The sequence below is a fragment of the Methylobacterium sp. Leaf91 genome, assembly GCF_001422815.1.
Classification (GTDB): domain Bacteria; phylum Pseudomonadota; class Alphaproteobacteria; order Rhizobiales; family Beijerinckiaceae; genus Methylobacterium.
Genome location: NZ_LMMP01000006.1, coordinates 1 through 20,746, shown reverse-complemented (window position 1 = coordinate 20,746; position 20,746 = coordinate 1). Strand labels below are relative to the sequence as shown.

Annotated in this window: 22 protein-coding genes and 1 pseudogene; 9 read left to right on the top strand and 14 right to left on the bottom strand. The window is 67.6% G+C overall.

The window, feature by feature from the left end:
* The first annotated feature begins 22 nt into the window (after positions 1 to 22).
* Positions 23 to 916: a DMT family transporter gene (locus ASF32_RS07165; RefSeq protein WP_056425588.1), complete on the top strand. Its 894-nt coding sequence runs from the start codon at positions 23 to 25 to the stop codon at positions 914 to 916.
* Between the two features lie 201 nt (positions 917 to 1,117).
* Here ASF32_RS07165 and ASF32_RS07160 read toward each other — a convergent pair whose 3' ends face one another.
* Complete coding sequence (locus ASF32_RS07160; RefSeq protein ID WP_056425585.1) at positions 1,118 to 1,888, bottom strand: NAD kinase; 771 nt, start codon at positions 1,886 to 1,888, stop codon at positions 1,118 to 1,120.
* A gap of 86 nt (positions 1,889 to 1,974) precedes the next feature.
* Between ASF32_RS07160 and cutA the strand changes: the two genes are divergently transcribed.
* Entirely contained in the window at positions 1,975 to 2,295 is a 321-nt protein-coding gene (gene cutA / locus ASF32_RS07155) for a divalent-cation tolerance protein CutA (RefSeq protein WP_056425582.1), read from the top strand.
* Between the two features lie 103 nt (positions 2,296 to 2,398).
* Here the strand turns inward: cutA and ASF32_RS25190 are convergent, their stop codons facing one another.
* The 12 genes from ASF32_RS25190 to croR form a co-directional block, all read right to left on the bottom strand.
* Positions 2,399 to 2,566 carry a hypothetical protein gene (locus ASF32_RS25190; protein WP_156467719.1) on the bottom strand — a complete coding sequence of 56 codons (168 nt, stop codon included), beginning with the start codon at positions 2,564 to 2,566 and terminating at the stop codon, positions 2,399 to 2,401.
* Positions 2,567 to 2,788: 222 nt separating this feature from the next.
* Positions 2,789 to 2,986 (bottom strand): hypothetical protein, encoded by a 198-nt coding sequence (locus ASF32_RS07150; protein ID WP_056425576.1) that lies wholly within the window; start codon positions 2,984 to 2,986, stop codon positions 2,789 to 2,791.
* 210 nt (positions 2,987 to 3,196) lie between these two features.
* Positions 3,197 to 4,492: an oxalate/formate MFS antiporter gene (oxlT, locus tag ASF32_RS07145; protein WP_056425573.1), complete on the bottom strand. Its 1,296-nt coding sequence runs from the start codon at positions 4,490 to 4,492 to the stop codon at positions 3,197 to 3,199.
* Positions 4,493 to 5,116: 624 nt separating this feature from the next.
* Entirely contained in the window at positions 5,117 to 6,271 is a 1,155-nt protein-coding gene (locus ASF32_RS07140; protein WP_056425571.1) for a glycosyltransferase family 2 protein, read from the bottom strand.
* Positions 6,268 to 7,020 (bottom strand): lysophospholipid acyltransferase family protein, encoded by a 753-nt coding sequence (locus ASF32_RS07135; protein ID WP_056425568.1) that lies wholly within the window; start codon positions 7,018 to 7,020, stop codon positions 6,268 to 6,270. The genes ASF32_RS07140 and ASF32_RS07135 overlap by 4 nt, the downstream gene beginning before the upstream one ends.
* 59 nt (positions 7,021 to 7,079) lie before the next feature.
* Positions 7,080 to 8,624, bottom strand: coding sequence for a phytoene desaturase family protein (crtI, locus tag ASF32_RS07130; protein ID WP_056425563.1), 1,545 nt, complete (start codon positions 8,622 to 8,624; stop codon positions 7,080 to 7,082).
* A gap of 181 nt (positions 8,625 to 8,805) precedes the next feature.
* Positions 8,806 to 10,011: an ABC transporter permease gene (locus ASF32_RS07125; RefSeq protein WP_056425560.1), complete on the bottom strand. Its 1,206-nt coding sequence runs from the start codon at positions 10,009 to 10,011 to the stop codon at positions 8,806 to 8,808.
* Positions 10,008 to 10,985, bottom strand: coding sequence for an ABC transporter ATP-binding protein (locus ASF32_RS07120; RefSeq protein ID WP_056425557.1), 978 nt, complete (start codon positions 10,983 to 10,985; stop codon positions 10,008 to 10,010). The genes ASF32_RS07125 and ASF32_RS07120 overlap by 4 nt, the downstream gene beginning before the upstream one ends.
* 11 nt (positions 10,986 to 10,996) lie before the next feature.
* Positions 10,997 to 11,383: a DUF2141 domain-containing protein gene (locus ASF32_RS07115; protein WP_156467725.1), complete on the bottom strand. Its 387-nt coding sequence runs from the start codon at positions 11,381 to 11,383 to the stop codon at positions 10,997 to 10,999.
* Positions 11,384 to 11,421: 38 nt separating this feature from the next.
* Positions 11,422 to 13,029, bottom strand: coding sequence for a phytoene desaturase family protein (crtI, locus tag ASF32_RS07110; RefSeq protein WP_056425549.1), 1,608 nt, complete (start codon positions 13,027 to 13,029; stop codon positions 11,422 to 11,424).
* A gap of 143 nt (positions 13,030 to 13,172) precedes the next feature.
* A complete protein-coding gene (locus tag ASF32_RS07105) occupies positions 13,173 to 14,009 on the bottom strand; it encodes an RNA methyltransferase (RefSeq protein ID WP_056425546.1) in 837 nt (278 codons plus the stop codon).
* A gap of 73 nt (positions 14,010 to 14,082) precedes the next feature.
* On the bottom strand, positions 14,083 to 14,562 hold the full coding sequence (gene croR / locus ASF32_RS07100; protein ID WP_056425543.1) for a 3-hydroxybutyryl-CoA dehydratase: 480 nt from the start codon (positions 14,560 to 14,562) through the stop codon (positions 14,083 to 14,085).
* 179 nt (positions 14,563 to 14,741) lie between these two features.
* Between croR and ASF32_RS07095 the strand changes: the two genes are divergently transcribed.
* From ASF32_RS07095 to ASF32_RS07085, 3 genes are all read left to right on the top strand, one after another.
* The gene (locus ASF32_RS07095) at positions 14,742 to 15,353 is read left to right on the top strand and encodes a cation transporter (protein ID WP_056425538.1); all 612 of its coding nucleotides are present in this window, start codon (positions 14,742 to 14,744) and stop codon (positions 15,351 to 15,353) included.
* Between the two features lie 64 nt (positions 15,354 to 15,417).
* Positions 15,418 to 16,269, top strand: a complete 852-nt coding sequence (locus ASF32_RS07090) for a metallophosphoesterase (RefSeq protein WP_056425535.1) — start codon at positions 15,418 to 15,420, stop codon at positions 16,267 to 16,269.
* A 117-nt stretch (positions 16,270 to 16,386) separates the two neighbouring features.
* Positions 16,387 to 16,608: a hypothetical protein gene (locus ASF32_RS07085; protein WP_056425532.1), complete on the top strand. Its 222-nt coding sequence runs from the start codon at positions 16,387 to 16,389 to the stop codon at positions 16,606 to 16,608.
* Positions 16,609 to 16,611: 3 nt separating this feature from the next.
* Here ASF32_RS07085 and ASF32_RS07080 read toward each other — a convergent pair whose 3' ends face one another.
* Positions 16,612 to 16,989 (bottom strand): 4a-hydroxytetrahydrobiopterin dehydratase, encoded by a 378-nt coding sequence (locus ASF32_RS07080; RefSeq protein WP_056425912.1) that lies wholly within the window; start codon positions 16,987 to 16,989, stop codon positions 16,612 to 16,614.
* Between the two features lie 315 nt (positions 16,990 to 17,304).
* Between ASF32_RS07080 and ASF32_RS07075 the strand changes: the two genes are divergently transcribed.
* The 4 genes and pseudogenes from ASF32_RS07075 to ASF32_RS07060 form a co-directional block, all read left to right on the top strand.
* The gene (locus ASF32_RS07075) at positions 17,305 to 18,285 is read left to right on the top strand and encodes an ABC transporter substrate-binding protein (RefSeq protein WP_056425909.1); all 981 of its coding nucleotides are present in this window, start codon (positions 17,305 to 17,307) and stop codon (positions 18,283 to 18,285) included.
* Between the two features lie 58 nt (positions 18,286 to 18,343).
* Positions 18,344 to 19,081, top strand: coding sequence for an ABC transporter permease subunit (locus ASF32_RS07070; protein ID WP_056425907.1), 738 nt, complete (start codon positions 18,344 to 18,346; stop codon positions 19,079 to 19,081).
* Positions 19,062 to 19,811 (top strand): ATP-binding cassette domain-containing protein, encoded by a 750-nt coding sequence (locus ASF32_RS07065; protein ID WP_056425529.1) that lies wholly within the window; start codon positions 19,062 to 19,064, stop codon positions 19,809 to 19,811. Before ASF32_RS07070 ends, ASF32_RS07065 begins: the two co-directional genes overlap by 20 nt.
* A gap of 704 nt (positions 19,812 to 20,515) precedes the next feature.
* A pseudogene (locus tag ASF32_RS07060) lies at positions 20,516 to 20,746 on the top strand (PQQ-dependent dehydrogenase, methanol/ethanol family); the annotation flags it as partial.

Here is a 20,746-nt window from a genome sequence, read left to right as displayed (position 1 = left end):
CTCATCCGGCTATGAGGGCGGCATGACAGGCACCGACACCAGAGCCCTTCTTTCCGGCCTCGCCCCCGTGGCTGCCCTGGTGGGCTCGATCCTCTCCCTCGTGATCGGCACCTCCTTCGCCAAACAGCTGTTCCCGGTCATCGGCGCAGAGGGCACCTCGGCCTACCGCGTAACCCTGGCGGCGGTGCTGCTGCTCGCCGTATGGCGGCCCTGGCGCCGGTCGCTCAGCCGTCGCGATGCCGGTGTGGTGGTGCTCTACGGGTTCGTGCTCGGCTGCATGAACCTGCTGTTCTACCTCTCCCTGCGGACGATCCCGCTGGGGCTCGCCATCGCCATCGAGTTCGTCGGGCCTCTCACGGTGGCGGTGGCCTCGTCACGGCGCGCCGTCGATCTGGTCTGGGTGGCGCTTGCTCTGCTCGGCCTGTGCCTGTTGCTGCCCCTGGATCGGGCGAGCGCCGGCCTCGATCCCCTCGGCGTCGCCTTTGCGCTGGGCGCCGCCCTGTGCTGGGCGCTCTACATCCTCGTCGGCCAGAGGGCGGGGCACCTGCCCGGCGGGCAGGCGGTCGCCCTCGGCATGAGCGTGGCGGCCCTGGTCATCCTGCCCTTCGGCATTGCCGGCGCGGGTACGGCGCTGCTTTCGCCCTCCATCGTCGTGGCCGGACTCGCCGTGGCGATCCTGTCGAGCGCGATCCCGTATTCCCTGGAGATGGTGGCGCTGCGGGGCCTGCCGCGCCAGACCTTCGGCATCCTGCTCAGTCTCGAGCCGGTCTGCGGCGCGCTCGCCGGTTACCTCATCCTCGGGGAGCGTCTCACGTCCCTGCAGGGAGCGGCCATCGCCTGCATCATGACGGCGTCGGTGGGCAGTACGATTGGCGCCTACCGGGCGAAGCGGGCGGATCCCAACCGATCGGCATGAACGAGAAAACGTATGTGATACGGAGATTTGCGAGCGGTTGTTCTTGCGGCTGATGATGAGATGAGCCGCTGACATTCCAGGCGACCGGAAAAGCTGCTGGTCGTGACAGGTACGCTCACGCGAGACGCACCGATCGCGGCAGAAAAGGCCGTGTCCCGTCCCCGAGCTCTTGCGGGCGTTCCTGTATATGCCGCCGGCGTATCAGCCGAACTGTTCGCGAAGAATCCGCTCGTCCAGGCTGTGGCCGGGATCGTGGAGGAGGGTAAGGTCGGTCTTGAGGTCGAGCCAGGTCTCCACGGTGCAGACCCGGCGGAATTCGGTGTGGTCGGCCACCGCCGCCACCGGGCGATGCGCCGCGTCGAGCACTTCCACATGGATGCGGGCGTGATCCGGTAGCAGGGCTCCGTGCCAGCGCCGGGGGCGGAAGGCCGAGATCGGGGTCAGCGCCAGAAGCCGCGAATTCAGGGGCAGGATCGGGCCGCCCACCGAGAGGTTGTAGGCGGTGGAGCCGGCGGGCGTCGCGCAGAGCACGCCATCGGCGATGAGCTCGGGCAGGCGCACATGTCCGTCCACCGAGATCTTGAGCTTGGCGGTCTGGTGCGTCTGGCGCAGCATGTAGACTTCGTTGATGGCGCGCGCCGTGTGTCGGCGCCCTTCCACGTCCACCGCCTCCATCATGAGCGGGTGGATGGTGCTGCGCTTGGTGCTCTCCAGCCGTTCGAGGAGGTTGTCCTCACGGTACTCGTTCATCAGGAAGCCCACGGTGCCGCGGTTCATGCCGTAGATCGGTATGCCGGCCAGCATGAAGCGGTGCAGCGCCTGCAGCATCAGCCCGTCGCCGCCGAGCGCCACGATCACGTCGGCTTCTTCGGGGGCGACGCTGTCGTAGCGCCGCATCAGCGTATCCGCCGCACCGCGCGCATCGGCGGTGGGGCTCGCGATGAAGGCGATCCTCTGGAAGCGCCGCGCCATGGGTGATCGTCCGCTCGTGTTGACGCCGGGCTCGACCGCGCGCCTCATTCCCCTCGGAACAGGCCGCAGACCGGGAGACCCATAGCATGGAGCGTCCGCTTCTCGTCTACACCACCTTTCCCGATGCCGAGACGGCGCTCGCCATCGGTGAGGAACTGGTGCGCGCGCGGCTCGCCGCCTGCGTCAACGTCCTGCCGGGAATGCGGTCGGTCTATGCCTGGAAGGGCGCGGTGGAGCGGGGCGACGAGGTCGTCGCCATCCTCAAGACCCGGGAGGGCCTCGCAGACGACCTCGCGACTGCGCTGAAACAGCGCCACCCGTACGAGACGCCGATCATCCTGCATCTGGCGACGAGCGGGGCGGATGCCGGCACTGCGGCGTGGATCCTGAGCGAGACCAGCGGTTGAGGCGCGTGCGGTCACCATCCCGCCGGGCTTGGAAAAACCCCGCCTCGGCTCAGCCTGGCGAGGGGAAACGGTACTGGACGGGTGCCGATCGATCGGCGTCGGCTCAGGCGGCCAGACGGTAGGAGGCCTGGGCGTTGTCGTTGATGGCGACGAACATGCCGGCCGACGTCGTGTTGGAGACCGGCTCAGCCGATTCGGGGCGGTCCGTGAGCAGCGCCAAAGCAGGGCCGACGGCGACGGCGGCGAGGCCGAGGATGAACAGAGCGATCATGAAAGGAGCCTCTCTTGCAGCTGCAATGAAGCCTATATCGCACCGCACAATGGTGTTTGGTATATCACATTCCGTATGACGGTTATGTTCCGGACGCGGATCTGCGGATGAAGTCCACTCTGCGGTCGCACGAGGGGCCAGCCGGTCATCGGAAGGGGGCGTGAGTGTCGGGATTGGGACGGGGGGCGCCGTTCCGGTGCCTGTAACCTGGCTGAGGGCGTCTCAGCGATGGTTGCCGCCGGACACGCCGGGCATCAGCGGAAGTGCATGATAGCCGTCGCCGAAGATGATGATCGATAAGGTCAGGCCTAAGGCCGCTACATACAGCACCGCGAAGAGGTCGCGGTTGGCACCGGCCGTGGCGAGCACCAGGGCCGCGAACGGAATGCTCTGCAGGGCGAGGATGGCGGCGATGTTCATCTCGGGCACTCCGGCGATAGCCGAGCAGAGTTGGACATGACGGCGCATGGGGCAGCACGGGGGCGGCGGACAGGATGGCGCACCGTGTGCCGGGCCGGAGATGGCGCTCCTCGGAGGGGCGCCATCGGGGCCGGTCGCTGAAGGAGCCGGTCATCGGCTCCTTCGGTCGTGCCGGGCTCGCCCCGCCGGTCGGGCGGGACGAGCCGGGGATCAGGCGTGGGCCAGGGCGCCCGCCGGAGTGACCGAGCCGTTGGCGACGTGGTGGCGCTTGAGCATCGGCCGGAGGACGGCCACGGCCAGGAAGGCGGCGAAGAGATCCATGACCGCCACGGTGTACAGCACCGTTGCCCAGGTGCCGGTGGCCTGCATCAGCAGGTTGCCCACCGGGACGAACAGGGCGGCGAAACCCTTGGCGCAGTAGAGCACGCCGTAGATCTTGCCGATATGCTTGGAGCCGAACGTGTCGGCGGCCGTGGCGCTGAACAGCGAGTAGACCTCGCCCCAGGCCAGGAACACGATGCCCGACAGGATCACGAAGGCCCAGGGGTTCGAGCCGAAGTAACCCAGGGCGACGATGCCGATGCCCTCCATGGTGAAGGCGATGAACATCGTCTTCTCACGCCCGATCCGGTCGGAGATGTAGCCGAAGAGCGGCCGCGAGATGCCGTTCATGATCCGGTCGAGCATCAGTGCGAAGGGCAGGGCCGCCATGGCGAAGAAGTACAGGTTGACCTGGAACTCCTTCACGCCGAGATCCTGCGCGATGACGCCGAGCTGGGCCACGGCCATCAGGCCGCCGGTGACCGTGCAGGTGAACATGAGCAGCATCACGTAGAAGACCGGCGTGCGCAGGGCTTCCCCGAGGGTGTAGTCGCGCCGGGTCTGCAGGACCTTGGTCGAGAAGATGACCTGGTCCTTGGCCGGGGAGCGCAGGCCGATGGCGGCCAGCATGATGACCGCGCCCTGGATCAGGCCGAAGATGAAGAAGGCCTGGGCGTAGCTGCCGTGCGAGATCATGCTGGCGATCGGCAGGATGGTGAGGGCCGAGCCGGCGCCGTAGCCGCCCGCCGTCAGGCCGACCGCGAGGCCGCGCTTGTCCGGGAACCATTTCAGGGCGTTGTTGATGCAGGTGGCGTAGACACAGCCCACACCGATACCGCCCGCCACGGAGCCGAGATAGAAGCCGGTGAGCGAGGTGGCGTAGGAGTTGATGACCCAGGCGAGGCCGGTCATCAGACCACCGAACATCACGACCCGGCTCGGGCCGTACTTGTCGATGAAATAGCCTTCAATCGGGGTCAGCCATGTCTGCACCACGACGAAGATCGTGAACGCGACCTGGATCGCGGCGCGGTCCCAGCCGAACGTCTTCTGAATTTCCGGGACGAACAGAGTCCAGGCGTACTGGATGTTCGCCGCGGCGACCATACAGGCAACGCCGAGAATAAGTTGGAGCCACCGCTTTGAAGGTTGCACCGCTATGGGCGCGGTCACGGACGTCGCCATGAGCTTTCTCCCTGATCATGGACATGGATACTTGAAGGCTTGGTGGTCGAGGCACCCCAGCGCATCGGCTTCCTTGGCCGCGGCAAGTGATCGTCGAGATCAGAGGTCGCTGGCTGGTATTCAGTATTTGGCATATCAGATTGGCTTGCAAGCACCATAATGCATAAGCCGAAGGGGATTCATCCAGAATTCGCGAAATCTTGCTCCGAAACGCCTCACGGATGAGCAGGATTTTTCATCCACCACAGTCTGGAAAAATAATTTCACCGGCTTGGCTGCGACGATGACGGGAAGGCAGAAGATCGAAGCCATCGCATTCCGAGCTGTTTGACCGGCACGGGCAGGCTATGATCGGATCCCTGTCGGGGTAGACAATGTCGTGCCGCGTAGATCCGAGTATTCGATCTGCATAAATTATAAAACCAAGAGTTTTTTGATATTTACGTCAAAAAAAACAAACACTTGGTATACTTCGTTCCACGCTCCGGTGGTCTCCGGTTCAGCCGACGCGTCGTCGTGATGCCGGGCCGATCCTTGTGCTCGCCGGGATAGAAATCCTGTGCGCGGCCGGCCAGCCGGGGAACAGCCGGCAGGCGACGGTACCGCTTGAAAACCCGGCCTCGCCTACGGCTGGGAATGGGGCGTCTTCGTCCCCTTCACCGGATAGCTCCGCCCCTTCCACACCGCCGCTCCGGCGCGCTTGGGGTGCAGCAGCACGTTCCACTGGATCGCCAGGGCCACCACCACCCCGAGCGGGTGGAGGAGGATGGTCGCGGCCGGCTCGTGGGTGATGAGGGTGATCGCCGCGCGGGTGGCGAGCGAGACGACGAGGGCAGCGAGCGCGACGAGCCCGGCCGTCGGAGTCGCGAGGCCGAAGGCGGCGGCGAGAACGAGCAGCAGCGGCAAGACATGACCCGCGAGCAGGAGCAGCGTCCAGACGGGGAGGGCGCGGGGGGTCGCCATGCCCTCATGGGCGTTCTTCGAGAAGCCGGCCCAGGATTCGGCGAGGTTCCGGTACATCCGGCAGGTGGCGAGCGCGTGCCCGGCCACGAGGTCGGTCCGATGCCCGGCATGGCGCAGAATCCGGGGCAGGAACACGCCGTCATGCAGGAGTCCGCGGATGGCGCCGTGGCCGCCGGTCTCACCGTAGACGGAGCGGTCGATGAGGACGAGCTGGCCGCAGGCGGCGCCGAGTGCCGGACGGAGCGAGGCGCGCATCATCGGCACGGGGAGGTAGCCGACGAGGAGGAAATTGATCATCGGCACGGTGAGCCGCTCGCCCAGGCTGCGCATGATCTGACGCGGCACGGCGCTTACCAGGGCGGCCCCGGAGGCGCGGGCATGGGCGACGAGCCCCGCCGCGGCACTGGGCGCGAGGGAGACGTCCGCGTCGATGAAGAGGAGGTGCGCGCCCTTCGCCTCGGCCGCGAGGGCGGCGCAGGCGTGGTTCTTCCCCGTCCAGCCCTCGGGCAGGGCGGGAACCGGGACCAGCCGGAGCCGGGGATCGGTCTGCGCCAGGGCGCGGACGAGGCCCGCCGTGCCATCGGTGGAATGGTCGTCCCCCACCAGCACTTCCACGGCGATGCCGGTGCTCGCCAGGGCGGCCCGCACCGTGTCGACGATGGTGCCTTCCTCGTCGCGGGCGGGGATCAGGATCGAGACCAGCCCGTCCTGCGCCGCTTCCGGCTCCGGCGTGCGCAGGGCGACGAGGTTCGCGCAGGCCAGGATGGCGGGGAGGAGGGCGAAGGCGAGGGCGACGAGCGCCAGGACGAGGGTCACGGGGCTCTGTCTCCCTCGGGGCGATGGGCGGGGTCGAAGCGGCGACCGGTGAGGATAGCCCGCATCCGGCGCCAGCCGTCATAGATTCCGCCGATACCCTTGCCGCCGGAGGTCAGGGTCGTGAAGCGGTCGGGCTCGCGGGCGACGACGTCCGCGGAGAGCCGGTCGAGGGTGGCGGTCAGGTCGGCCTCCATCCGGGCCAGCCGCTCCGGCCGGGGCAGGGCGAGGAGGTCGGCACCCCGCACCGGCGTGCCGAAGGCCGCGAAGGCTTCAGCGCCTCGCTCTTCCCAGAAGGCGTAGTCCAGGGCCAGGGGCACGAACAGCGCGTCCGGGGCGATCTCGGGGAGTCTCGCCACACCCGCGCGCAGGTCGAGCGGGCGGGCGCGTACATCGACGAAGCGTCCCTGCGCCGTGATCCAGAGCATCTGTCCGGGCGCGCCGAGGATCGCGCGGGAATGGGCAAGGAACTGCGCCGCTCCACGCAGTGACTCGAGATCCACCGGAAACGCGCCGATTCGCCCGAAGACCGCGTATTTCTCCAGCGCCGCCGCATCGAACGGGGCGTGGCTCGTCCGCTCGGGAAACAGGCGGCCGGCCAGGAGGATCACCACGGCCGCGTCCCACCAGGACGGATGGTTGAGGACGACGACGATGGGGCCGGCATTACCGGCACAATCCGGCGTGCCCCAGCGGGCGAGCCGGAGCGCGTTCATGTGCCGGCGCAGGAAGCGGTCGAAATACCCGACCATGAACCGCCAGATCAGCGGCGAATGACGGGGAGCCGGTCGGGCTGGGGACGCCGGCGGCCTCACGCGCTCTGCCGTACCTCGCTACCGGCCGCCCCACCCTGCCGAGCGTCGGAATCGAGCGCGTCGGCGGCGATCCAACCCGACATCATCACCATGGGCATGCCGGGGCCGGGATGGGCCGCGCCACCGGCGAGATACAGGCCGCGCACCTGTCGCGAGCGGTTGCCCGGCTTGAACGCGCCCATGAACTTGCCGTGCGAAGCGAGGCCGTAGATCGCCCCGTTGAGCACCTTGTAGCGCTCGTGGATGTCCTGCGGCGTCAGATGGCGCTCGACGACGATGCGCTCTTCGAGATCCGGCATGTTGCCCGTGCGCTTGAGCTTGTCGAGGATGACCTGGCGGTAGGCCGGGAACATCTTGGACCAGTCGTGGTGCGGCCGAAGATAGGGCGTGTGGACGAGGACGTAGAGCGCCTCGCCGCCTTCGGGGGCCACCGACGGGTCGGTGGAGGAGGGGGCAGCGAGATAGGCGGTCGGGTCCGGAGCCGGCTCGCCCTTGCGGTAGATGTAGTCGAACTCCTCCTCCGGATCGCGGGAGAAGACGAAATCGTGGTGGTTCAGGTGCTCGTAGCGCTTGTTCAGGCCGAGATAGAGCACCACGCCGGAGCAGGCCGGCTCGAAGCTCTTCTTCTCGTAGGCCTTGCCGACATCGCCGCCGACGAGCTCGCGGTAGGTCCGCACCGAATCCATATTGGAGATCACCGCGTCGAACGGGGTGATGCCGGCGGCGGTCTTCACGCCCTTCACCGTGCCCTTCTCGATGGCGAGCCCGGTGACTTCGTCGCCCGGCCGCAGGGTGGCACCGAGTTCGGAGGCGAGCTTCGTCAGCGCCTCGGCCACCGCGCGGGTGCCGCCCATCGGGTACCAGACGCCCTCGGCGGTCTGCATGTGGGCGATGGCGCAGAGCACGGCCGGCGCGCCATAGGGGGACGAGCCGACATATTGCACGAAATGGTCGAGCATCTGCGCGAGGCGCGCATCCTTGACCTTCGACCGGATGGTGCCGGCAACCGACGAGCCCATGCGGAGGGAAAGCACGTCCCGCAGGGTGCCGGGATTCATGTTGGCGCGGATGTTGATCGTGTCGAACAGATCTTCCACCGGCTTCCAGAAGAAGAACTTGTTCGAGACGTCGTGCAGGTGCTCGGAGATTTCGAGGAACTTCTTGTAGCCCTCACCGGCGCCGGTATTGGGCGCGAAACGCTCCATGTCGGCGGCCATGGTGGGCACGTCGGCCATGAGGTCGAGATGGGTGTTGTCGTCGAAGAAGCAGCGCCATTGCGGATCGAGCCGGCGCAGGTCGAGATAGTCGTGGATGTTGCGGCCGGCCTCCTGGAAGATGCGCTCCAGCACCTTCGGCACCGTGAGGATGGTCGGGCCCATGTCGAAGCGGAATCCGCCTTCGTGCAGCACCGCTGCCTTGCCGCCGAGCCAATCGTTCTTGTCGTAGAGAGTGACCGTGTGGCCGCGCGCCGCGCTGACGCAGGCCGCCGCGAGGCCGCCCAACCCTGCGCCGACCACGGCGACCGAAGACCCGACCCGCATGTTCATCGTCACTCCCTGGGCCCGGCCGATGCCATGCCTCACGGATGAAGCTAGACCGGATCGCCGCACGGTCAACGCGCTAACCGGTCGCGCCGCCGGAGTTATCGCCCATTTCAGGGCCGTGAGCGGGGATTGGAGGTCCGAGGCGGCCAGTTTCGGGTTCGAGGTGACGCCCGCAGGCTCACACCACCCGGCGCGCCACCAACCCCACCGCGGCCACCAGGCCCAAGGCCGCCACGGTGATCATCACCCCCCAGGCCGGCATGGCCGCGGCCATGCCTTCGCCGAGCGCCGTCTGATAGGCTTCGATCGCCCAGGCGTTCGGGGTGAGCCAGCCGACCTGCTGCAGCCAGGGCGGCATCAGGAAGCGTGGGACCATGCTGCCGCCCACCGCCGAGAGCAGTAGAACGCCGAAGGTGGAGGCGAGATGTGCCTGCTGGCGGGTATTGGCCGCCGCGCAGGCGGCGAGCGCCAACCCCGCCGCCATGGCCGAGACGAGGAACGAGGTGACGATCCAGGCCGGCCAGTGCGGGCCGATCTCGACCCCGTAGACCAGGGCGGCGGCGGCGAAGATCAGCCCGGCCTGGACCACGCCCTGGATCACCAGGAACAGGAACTTCCCCACCACCACCACGGCGAGCCCTCCGGGCCCGGCCATGAGCCTGTCGGCGAGGCCCGATTGCCGCTCCTCCACCAGGGACATCGCTCCCTGCATGGCCGCAAACAGCAGGAATACGGCGGTGATGGCGCCGGCATAATAGCTCACCCGCTCGTTGGTGCTGCCCGAGGCGGTGCTCTGGCGTTCCACCAGGGAGGCGAAGGAGAACGGCTCCTTGCGGGCGCGCTGCTCGGCAAAGGCCGAGTTGAGGAAGGCGCGTTCGTCCGGCCCGATCTTGCCCGACCGTTCCACGTCGGCGACGATCCGGGCGAGGACCACGTCGGGCAGGGCCTCGTTGAGGATGCGCTGCAACTGGCCGAGCGCGATCGGCGTGGCCAGGGCCCGGGCGGGGTTCTCGATGAGGATCACCGGCTGGGCGGCCTCGGGCGGGGCTCCGGCCACGGGCGCGTCGAGGTCGCCCCGAAGGACCAGGGCGGCGTCCACGTCCCCGCGCCGGACCGCGCTCGTCGCACCGGCGAGATCGGTGACCTTCAGACGCTCGATGCGCAGGGAGGTGTCGGCCTCCAGGGCCGTCATCAGCCGCTCGGTGGTCGCCGTGCGGGCGAGGTCGACGAGACCGAGATGGATGCGGATCCGGTCGCCGATGGCGCCCGAGAAGATCGCCGCGAAGATCATGAAGATCACGGTCGGCAGGACGAAGGCCATGACCAGGGCGGCGCGGTCGCGCCGCAGGCTGATCAGCATCACCCGGAAGGCGGCGGTGATCATGCCTCGTGTCCCGCGTGGAGGGGCATGGCCCGGCCCGGCCCGGCCCGGTCGAGGGCCTCGCGATAGATCGCGTCCAGGCCCGGTGCGCGGATGCGGATTTCCCCCACCGGCACGCCTTCCGCCCGCAGGCTGCCGAGGAGCGCGGTCCCGTCGAGCCCGGCCCTGTGGCTCGCCCTCCAGGTCAGTCCGGTATCGATAGGGGTGAATCCCGCCCGGCGCAGAGCGGCCACGGCGTCCGGGCCGGCGGGATTGGTGAGCGCCACCTCGTGCTCGGGCACTTCCGCGCGGATGCGTTCGAGGAGGAGGGCGAGCCGGCCTTCATGGATGAGCCGCCCGTCAGCCAGGATGGCGACCCGGTCGGCGAGGCGTTCGGCCTCGGCGAAATCATGGGTGGCGATGAGGATCGCGGCGCCCTGCTCCCGCAGGCGCGCGAGCACCGCATGAATCGCTGCGCGCGCGTGCAGGTCCACTCCCTGGGTCGGCTCGTCGAGGAGGACGAGGCGCGGCCGCGCCATCAGGCTCGCGGCGATATTGGCCCGGCGCTGGTAGCCGCCGGACAGGTGGCCCACCGGACGCCGCGCCACCTCGCCGAGATCGGCCAGATCGATGGCGGCCTGGACCGCCGCCTTGCGCTCGCGCCGGCCGATCCCCGAGAGCTGCGCGAAGACGGAAAGGTTCTCCGCCACGGTGAGGCGTGGATAGAGGGCGATTTCCTGAGGAACCCAGCCGATGGCGCGCCGTGCCTCGCGCTCACGGAACGGATCGGCACCGGCGATCCGCACGGTGCCGCTCTCCGGCGGCAATCGTCCGGCCACGATGCGCATGAGCGAGCTCTTGCCGGCGCCGTTCGGGCCGAGCAGGGCGAGGGTCTCGCCGGCCTCGATCCGGCAATCGACGCCCCGCAGGACCCGATGCCCGCGATAGGCGAGGACGGCGCCCCGAACCACGACCAGGGGCTCCTGTCCCGGATTCATGAGTGGCGGGGTCAGCGGGGTGGCAGGGCGCGGACGAGGCGTACCCGCAGGGCAAGACCCGGTTCGCGCACGACGACGCGCGCACGGGCGAAATCCGGTCGCGCGCGCGCCGCCTCGCCGGAAAAGCCATAGGGTTCGAGGGGAAGGCCAAGGCCCGTCCGGTCGAGGCGACGATTGCCGTTGAGATCCTGATAGGCCGCCACCGCGTAGGCGCCGGGTTCGATCCCCGTGAGGATCACCCGCTGGCTCCTGCCGTCGGCGGGAACGTCCTGCCCATTGCGACACTCGGTCTCCGACAGGCCGCCCTGGCACAGAGCGACGTAGACCGCCCCCGCCCCCGGCTCGATCCCCTCCACCACGACCTCGACGGTAGCCGCCCGCGCGGGATCGAGGATCATGACGAGGGCCAGCGCCAGGCCGGTCGCGAAGAAACGCCTCACGAAGCTTCGCCCGACGTGGCGAGCGGCTGGGTGGTGGGGATGCCGGCGGCCTCCGCGCCGACGCGCCCGGCTGAGAGCTCCTCGATGAGGAGACGGGCGGTGATGCGCGCGCCCTCGTAGATCACCGGCAGGCCCGAACCCGGATGAGTGCCGCCGCCCACGAGGTAGAGCCCTGGCCCGAAGCGGTTGTGAGGGCGGAAATACAACATCTGCATCAGGTCGTGGGCGAGGTTGAAGGTGGCGCCCTCATACACGAAGAAATCGTCCCGCCATTGCGACGGGTCGACGATACGCTCGTAGCGGATGCGATCCTCGATATCGTCGAGGCCGAGCAGCTTCAACCGGTCGAGGACGAGGCGGCGGTAGCTCTCACGGGTGGAGGGCCAGTCGATCCCCGACTTCAGGTTCGGCACCGGCACGAGGACGTAGAGGCTGGTATGGCCGGCCGGCGCCATGCCGCCATCGGTGTAGCCCGCGTGCTGGACGTAGAGGGAGGGCTGCATCGGCAGGGTGCCCTCGGTGATTTCCCGGATGTTGCGGGCGTATTCCTCCGACAGGAAGATCGTGTGGTGGCCCAGCGCCGCCGGCACTTTTCCCTCGATCCCGAGATACATCATGAAGGTCGAGCAGGAGAGGCGGGCCTTGCCGATCTTGGCGTCGCGCCAGCGTGGGCGATGCGTCTGCGGCACCAAATCCTTGATGACCTTGGCGAAATCGCCGTTGATGACCACCGCGTCGGCCTTCAGGGTCTCTGTCCCGCAGACCACCCCGGTGGCCTTCTTGCCATCGAAGATCACCCGGTCGACCGAAGTGTCGAGGCGGATGTCCACGCCCATGCGGCGGGCGAGCCCGGCCATCGCCTCCGACACCGCGCCGCAGCCGCCGACGGGATGGTAGACCCCGTGTTCGTATTCGAGGAACGACAGGATCGTGAACAGGCTCGGGCAACGGAACGGCGACATCCCGAGATATTTGGTCTGGAACGCGAAGGCGAGGCGGACCCGCGGGTCCTTGAAGTAGCGCTGCAGGTCCTTGTCGACGCTGCGGCCGGGATGGAGGTGGGGGAGAGCGGCGATCATGGCCGGCGAGGCCATGGCACGCAGGGTGTGGAAGGCCTGTTCCAGCACGGGCTTGAAGAATTTCAGCTTCACCCGGTTGTCGGCGAAGAACTTGCGGACGTTCTTGGCGTCGTCCGGGGCGATGCGGGCGATTTCCGCCTCGAGGCGCTCCATGTCACCGGTGGCACGGATCTCGCCCGAGACCCCGTTCCTGCCCTCCGCATCCTTGCCCTCGAACACGAGGTGATATTGCGGATCGAGCCGCTCCAGCTTGACGTGGTCCTCGAGACGCTCGCCGCATGTCTCGAAGATGTCGGCGAGGATCTGTGGATAGAGGAAGAAGGTCGGGCCGATATCGAAGCGGTAGCCGCCGGGCGCCTCCACCGTCTTGGTCCGGCCGCCGACGGCAGGGTCCTTCTCGACCACCGTGACGTGGATGCCCGCTCGTGCGAGGAGCAGCGCCGTTGCCAATCCCCCGGGGCCGGCGCCGACGATGATGACGCGGCGTCCGGACAAGGTCCGCATGCCATCCCGAGACTGAAGCAACGCGTTGAACTCCTTCGGCGACAGGCCCCCTACGGCGGATCGTTCCTCCCGTAAGGGGTATCGAGATTCATTCCAAGCTCAAGGTCGCGGCGTCCGGAATCTCCGACGCACCGGCCTAGCTTGCCGCCTAATCTCGACCGGCATCACCAGCGGGACAATGGGTGCGGATTGTCGCGTGCCTGCATCGCCAGATGGTGGAGCGCCAATGCTCCCGCTGTCGCCACGTTCAGCGAGTCGAATCCTGGTGCCATGGGAATGCGCACGGTTTGGGCGCGCGCCATCAGGCCGTGCGACAACCCCGGCCCCTCGGTGCCGAGGAGCAGAAGCGTGCGCGGCGAGGGCGGCAGGTCCGCGAGCACCGCTTCCCCGCGCGGGCTGAATGCCAGGGGGACGAGGTCGTTGGCCTGCGCGAAGTGCAGCATGGCCTCCGCCTCCAGCCGCGCGAACGGCACGATCAGCGCCGCGCCTGCCGAAACACGGATCGCCTTGCGATAGAGCGGGTCGCAGGTAGCGGAATCGAGAAGGATGCCGGTGGCTCCAAACGCGGCGGCGTTGCGGAACAGGCCGCCGACATTGTCATGGTTGGTCAAGCCGACGAGCCCGACCATCGTGACGGGCGCCGGGGACGGAGGCAGGACGAGAGGTGGGGGCGCTCCGCACGAGGCCACCGCCATCACGCCCCGGTGGATCGGGAAGCCGGCGATGGCGCTCATCACCGCCTTCGAGGCCGTATAGACCGGCACCGAAGCGGACAGGGCGGCGAGCGCATCGGAGAGGGGCGCCAAGCGCTCGTGGCTGAGGAGCAGTGATTCGGCCGGGAAACGCGCGGCACCCGAGAGCAGGACCCGCAGGGTCACCTCCCCCTCCACGATAAAGCGGCCCTCGCGGCCGATCAGGTCGCGCTCCCGCATGGCGGCATAGGCCGCGATGCGGGGGTCGGAGGGGTCGTCGATGGGGATGGGTGTCACCGCTGGCCGCATCCTATGCCCTGGCAGATGATGCGCATGGCCGGAGCTGCCCCTCTTCCCGCATGCGGAAAGAGGGGTATGCGCGCTACGCGTTCGCGGGGCGGCCGCCCATGCGGATGGCGAGCGGGTCGGCCTCCTCCTTGGTCGGGACCTTCACCAGGGCCTCTCCGTCGAGGACGACTTCACCCGCCACCGAGCAGGTGCATTTGAGCCGGGCGCGGCGGCGCTCGGGGACGAGCTCAGCCACTTCCACCGTCACCTGGACGGTGTCGCCGATGCGGACCGGCGCGCGAAAGTTCAGGGTCTGGCTGATGTAGATGGCGCCGGGGCCGGGCAGGCGGGTGCCGAGCACGGCCGAGATCAGCCCGGCCGTATACAGGCCGTGGGCGATGCGGGTGCCGAAAGGCGTGCGGGCCGCGAAGTGCTCGGACAGGTGGATCGGGTTGCGATCGCCGGTGATCTCGGCGAAGCCCACCACGTCGGAGGAGGCGATGACCTTGTTCAAGGTTTCGGACAATCCGACCTCGAGATCCTCGAAATACAGGACGCGCAGCTCTGGCATCATCGGTCGGTCTCCCCCCGTCTCACGTCGTACTCACGGGACTTGGCCCCGCATCCGACGTGTCGCGTCGCACAAGCGCTGCTGCAAATCCAGCGCAAGCACGCCGAAAATCGCGGCTCGACAGGCCTGTCGTGGTCGGTCCAAGAGGCAAAGACTTTTTCGAGAGCCGATCCTGAGAGCCGATGACCGACGCATCCACCCCGGCAGGTCACGCCACCCTGCGCCCAGTCGTCCTGCGGGTGGCGGGACTGAACATCGCCTATTTCAGCATCGAGATCGCCGTGGCTTTGGCGATCGGCTCCCTCGCGCTCATCGCCGACAGCCTGGATTTCCTGGAGGATGCGGCGCTCAACCTGCTGATCTTCGCCGGGATCGGCTGGAGCCTGCGAAACCGGGCGCGGCTCGGCATGGCGCTGGCCGGCATCCTGCTGCTGCCAGCACTCGCCACCGCCTATGCCGCCTGGGAGAAGGTCTCCGACATGGCGCCCCCCGCGCCGCTGCCGCTCACCCTTGCCGGCCTCGGCGCCCTCGGCGTGAACCTCGTCTGCGCCATGATGCTGGCGCGTCACCGCGAGGGCGGTGGAAGCCTGACCCGGGCAGCCTATCTCTCGGCCCGCAACGATGCCTTTGCCAATCTCGCCATCATCGGCGCAGGCCTCGTCACGGCGCTCACCCTCTCGCCCTGGCCCGATCTCGTGGTGGCGGCCGGCATCGCCGTGCTCAACGCGGATTCGGCCGTGGACATCCTCAAGGCCGCCCGTGCCGAATGGCGCGCGGCGCATCCCGTCGCGTGAGAGCGTGCCCCGCCGCCCGGCCGCGCTAATGCCCGGCATCGCCAAGACGATGAGGTTCTGAAAGATGCGCCTGTTCCCGATCTCCGACCTGCATCTCGAGCGCCGGCGTCCGGAGACGATCGCGCGGCCGGCAGAAGCGTTCGACGTGCTGGTCTGTCCCGGCGATCTTTACGAGGGCCGGCCCGAACTCGGCCTCGCCGCCCTGCGACAGATCGCGCAGGGCCGTCCCATCGTGCTCGTGCCGGGCAACCACGAACATTATGCGCCGACGGGTGACCCGCGCACCGCGCCCGAACTGATCGCCGCCCTGGAGGCCGAGGTGGCGCGGATCAACACGTCGGGGGAGGGCGGTCCGGTCCGCCTCCTCAACCACGGTGCCAGCGTCGTCCTCTATGGAATCCGCTTCGTCGGTACTACGCTCTGGAGTGACTGGTCGCTGGCCGGTCGCTGGCTCGACGAGACCGTCGCCGACCACCCGGCGGACCCCGTCGCCTTCGCCGCGGCGCGGATGACCGATCCGGTGACCGGTTCGCGAGAGTTTCGCGGTTCGATCCGCAAGGGTGACGGCACGGTCTGGTCGCCCGCCGACGCCATGGCGGCGCATCTGGCCCAGAAGGCCGAGCTGACCGCCGCCCTCGCCGTGCCGCATCCCGGCCCCACCGTGGTCGTCACCCACCATCCGGCCAGTCCACTGGCGGCCGACGCGTTCCGGACCACGCCCGGCGTGCCCTGGTGGGTGCCGGCCTTCTACGCCACCACCGCTCTCGACGATCTCCCCGAGGCGAGCCGGCCCGATCTCTGGGTCTCCGGCCATTTCCACTCCGGCCACGACCTGCGCGTCGGCCGCACCCGTTGGGTTGCCAACCCGGTGGAGGGGGCGACTTACTCGGCCGAGAGGTTCGTCGATCTGGGGTGAGGGGCAGGCCTCGACTCTCCGATCATCTTCGAGAGAGCGGGCTCACGCGAAACCGAAGCCCTTCGTCCGACGTAGAGGGCCGAGGGGGCACGGCCCCGCCTCGCACCGGAGCCTGTCATGAACACTTTCATCGCCGTCGTGCTCGTCTGCGCCAACGCGATCCCGATCGAGGCCTGTTCGGACGACAAGGCGAGCGAGGTGCGCAAGGTCCGCGTTTCCAACGAACTCGGCTGCACCAACGGCTGGCAGGAGATCATCTCCCGTACGGATCTCAACGAGGAGATCGGTAAGACCGCCTATCTCAAGACCGAGTGCCGGAGAGTGAAGGAGGCGCGGTGAGCCCTACTTGTCGTACTTGATATAAGCGAAGCGCGCGTCGCCGGGCGTGCCCTCCAGGCCTTGGCCTTCCGTTCCGGGCTGCCAGCCCACGACCTCCTCGATCTTCTTCGCCAGGGCAAAATCCTTGTCGGTGATGCCCTTGGCGGCATGGTTCATCAGCCGCACTTCGACCCAGGCATAGGAAGCGGTGAGATCCGGATGGTGCCAGGCGGCCTCGGCGAGGTGCCCCACCGTGTTGATGACCATCAGCGTGCTCTTCCAGCTCGCTGTCTTGTAGGTCCGCCGGATCCAGCCATCCTCGTAGGTCCAGGCGGGCAGCTCGGTGCTCAAACGCTCCGCGATGGTGGCGTCGTCGATAACGTCTTCGCGTGATCCGGCCATGGCCTGCATTCCTGTTGGGTGAGGTGGATGTCATCCAGCGACTGGATGTCGTGATTGGTACCGGAGGCATTCCAAGTCTGGACCCTGCCCCGAGCAGCGTAGTCCGGCAAGTTTTCCGGAGCTCGGGTTTTTCGGATTTCTCGCCCCCGGTCGTCCGAGCTCGTCACCTGCGGCCACTCGACCATGGCGCGCGTCGGTGGACGACGGAGATGTGAGACCCTATTAAATATAAGAACCGCCGGGCAGTCTCAGTGATGAGGCCGTCGAACGGCAAAATCCGGGCTTTCAAAATCCGGTCCCAGGGAGACGATGCTCATGCTGTCACGGCGCGGATTGCTCGCGACGGCGGCGCTCTGGCCCATGGCCGGTGCGGTGGCGGCCGCATCGGCGAGCGTGCGCGTCGGCAGCCTGCCCTTCGGCACCGTGTCCTGGGAGGCCGCCATCATCAAGGCGCGCGGCCTCGACACGGCCAACGGCTTCACCCTCGACGTGGTCAAGCTCGCCGGTAACGACGCCGCCCGCATCGCCTTTCTCGGCGGTCAGGTCGACACCATCGTGGGGGACCTGCTCTGGGCCGCCCGCCTCGGCAACGAGGGCAGGGCGATGCGCTTCATCCCCTATTCCACCACCGAGGGATCGCTGATGGTGCCGCCCGGCAGTTCCATCGCAGGACTCAAGGATCTCGTCGGGAAACGCCTCGGAATCGCCGGAGGCCCCCTCGACAAGAACTGGCTGCTGCTCAAGGCTCAGGCCAAGGATGCCGCCGGGATCGACCTCGAATCTCAGGCGCAGATCGCCTATGGCGCGCCGCCCCTCCTGGCCCTGAAGCTGGAACAGGGAGAACTCGACGCAGCCCTGCTCTACTGGACCTATTGCGCACGGCTCGAGCCCAAGGGGTTCCGTCGCATTATCGGCTCCGACGACATCATGCGCGCCTTCGGCGCCACCGGCTCCATCGCCCTCATCGGCTACCTGTTCGAAGGGAGCACGGTCTCGGGCAAGGCCGAGGCGATCGCCGGCTTCGCCCGCGCCTCGCGCACCGCCAAGGAGATGCTCGCCAACGACCCGTCCGCCTGGGAGGTGGTACGGCCGCTGATGTCGGCCGATGACGAGCCGACCTTCGAGGCCCTGAAGCGGGACTTCCTCGCCGGCATTCCGCGCCGGCCCATCGCCACCGAGCGCGGCGACGGCGAGCGCCTGTTCGGCGTTCTGTCCAAGCTCGGCGGCGAGCGCCTCGTCGGGGCGGGGACGACCCTGCCCCCCGGCCTGTATTTCGACGGGGCCGGAAACGGTTGAGCCGCTGCGGCCTCTCCGATCGGTACGGCGGACATTGATCCGGCCCGGCTCCAACGCCATGGGGGTGGCGACCCGGCTCGTCTCCGTCCTGCTGCTGCTGGCGGCTTGGCAGGTGGCGGCAAGCCTGGCGGGATCGCGGCTCCTGCCCGCACCGCTCGCGATCCTCGATTTCATCGTCAGTGAATCGGCCAGCGGCGACCTCTGGCGCAATGTCGGCATCACCCTCACGCGGGTGGGCGTCTCCTTCATGATCGCCATGGGGCTCGGCGTGCTCCTCGGGATCGCCCTCGGACGCCTCAAGGGCTTGAACCTCGCCCTCGACACACCGCTCCTCATCCTGCTCAACACGCCCGCCCTCGTCATCACCGTGCTGGCCTATATCTGGGTCGGCCTCAACGAAGGGGCCGCGGTGCTGGCCGTGGTGCTCAACAAGCTGCCCAACGTGGCGGTGATCGTGCGGGAGGGCGCGCGGGGCCTCGATCCGGGGCTCGAGGAAATGGCGCGGACCTACCGGTTCGATCGCCGCACCTGGATCGCCCACGTCCTGGTGCCGCAACTGCAGCCATTCGTCGTGGCCGCGGCCCGGTCCGGCCTGTCGCTAGCCTGGAAGATCGTGCTGGTGATCGAGCTGCTCGGGCGGCCGAACGGCGTCGGTTTTGCCATCAACTTCTACTTCGTTCAGAGCCTGAACGTGGCCGCCATCATCGGCTACAGCGTCGTCTTCATGAGTGTCATGATCGCCATCGACATCCTCATCCTCCAGCGCCTCGAAGCGTATGTCCGGCGCTGGCGCTGAGATGGCGGACGCTCTCTCCGTCTCCATCCTCCGCAAAGTCTACGGCGCCGGTGGGCCGGAGCCGGTGGAGGCGGTGCGCGACCTCTCCTTCACCATCCGCCGCTCGGAGATCGCCTGCCTCATCGGCCCCTCCGGGGCGGGCAAGACCACCACCCTGCGCATCCTGCTCGGCCTCGACGACGCATACGAGGGCGCTGTGACTCCCGATCCGCGCGAGGCGGGGATCGCCATGGTCTTCCAGGAGCCTCGCCTCCTCCCCTGGCGCAGCGTCGAGCAGAACGTCCGCCTCGGCCTGCCCCGCCCGGAGCGGGGGCGTGATCTCGACGGCCTGTTCGAATCCCTCGGGCTGACGCCGTGGCGCAGCCGCTATCCGGGAAAGCTCTCCCTAGGCATGGCGCGTCGCGTGGCCCTCGCCCGCGCCCTGGCCCTACGTCCCCGCATCCTGGTGCTCGACGAGCCCTTCGTGTCCCTGGATGACAGGGCCGCCGCGTCCCTTCGGGAGATCGTGGTGGAGACGGTGGGGCGCGAGGGGATGAGCGTGCTCATGGTCACCCATAACGTCGCGGAGGCGATCGAGATCGCCGACCGGCTCCTGCTCGTCTCCGCGCGCCCAGCGAGCCTGCTCGCCGACGTGACCCTCGACCGGCCACGCAACAGACGCGACCGGGCCTGGTCGGAGGCCATGCGAGAGGATTTGGCGAATCGCTTTCCGGGCGTCATCGCCGCTTGAGCGGCGTTTACCGTCCTGCCTGAAGCGCAAGATATCGCCGACGCAACATTATGCACATGCGCACAAGACGTAAGGCGCATGCGCGGCGCGCTACGTACTCATGCGGCGAGACAACGCAGCGTCCGATCAAATGGCGCCCAATCGATGTTTCCGCACATGCCGAGGGCACTCGATCTATTTTGCAGGCAGGCAAAATAATGCCTATTCCGAGTGGTGGAACTTGCCCTTTCGTGGGACGAAGCGGTCGTTTCCACCAGTGTTCTCTGCGTCGGCAGAGAGAATCTGGCATGCCAGACCGAATTCATGCATGGAGTGCATAAGAAGCGCCTGAGTCTTACAAATGCTTTTGTCTTTGAACTTGGCGATTTTGCAACGCAGCATTTCCTTGTGCAGGTGCATGGAATGCCTGCTGGAGAAGACATTCGTTCACCAGGACTTGATGCAGACCATGCTCAAGCTTGCTCAATCGAGTTGACGCCGCCGAGATTTTTCTTAGAGTTCATTCAAGCTTCGGTTCGGAGGGGCGCCGCAAAGGGGTAGCGGCGACCGGGAGAGCAGGCGGTGGTTGAGGCGAAAGTTTCGCTGAAACAACCGCTTAGGAGACTCTATCGAAGTGAACTATCCCTGTCGCAAATAACAGGTCGCGCAAACGGAAGCAGGTCGAACTGCTCTCCAGTTGTGTCAAAGACTTGTCGGAGGAATGCATGAGAGCGGTCCATCTTCTCGCACTCGGCGCTGGTCTGGTGGCTTCGGCCCCCGCCTTCGCCAACGACGACGTCCTGAAGCGCTCGGCCGATCCGGCCCAGCAGGTTCTGCAGACGGTCGATTACGCCAATACGCGCTATTCGAAGCTCGACCAGATCAATGCCAGCAACGTTAAGCAGCTGCAGGTGGCCTGGACGTTCTCGACCGGTGTCCTGCGCGGCCACGAAGGC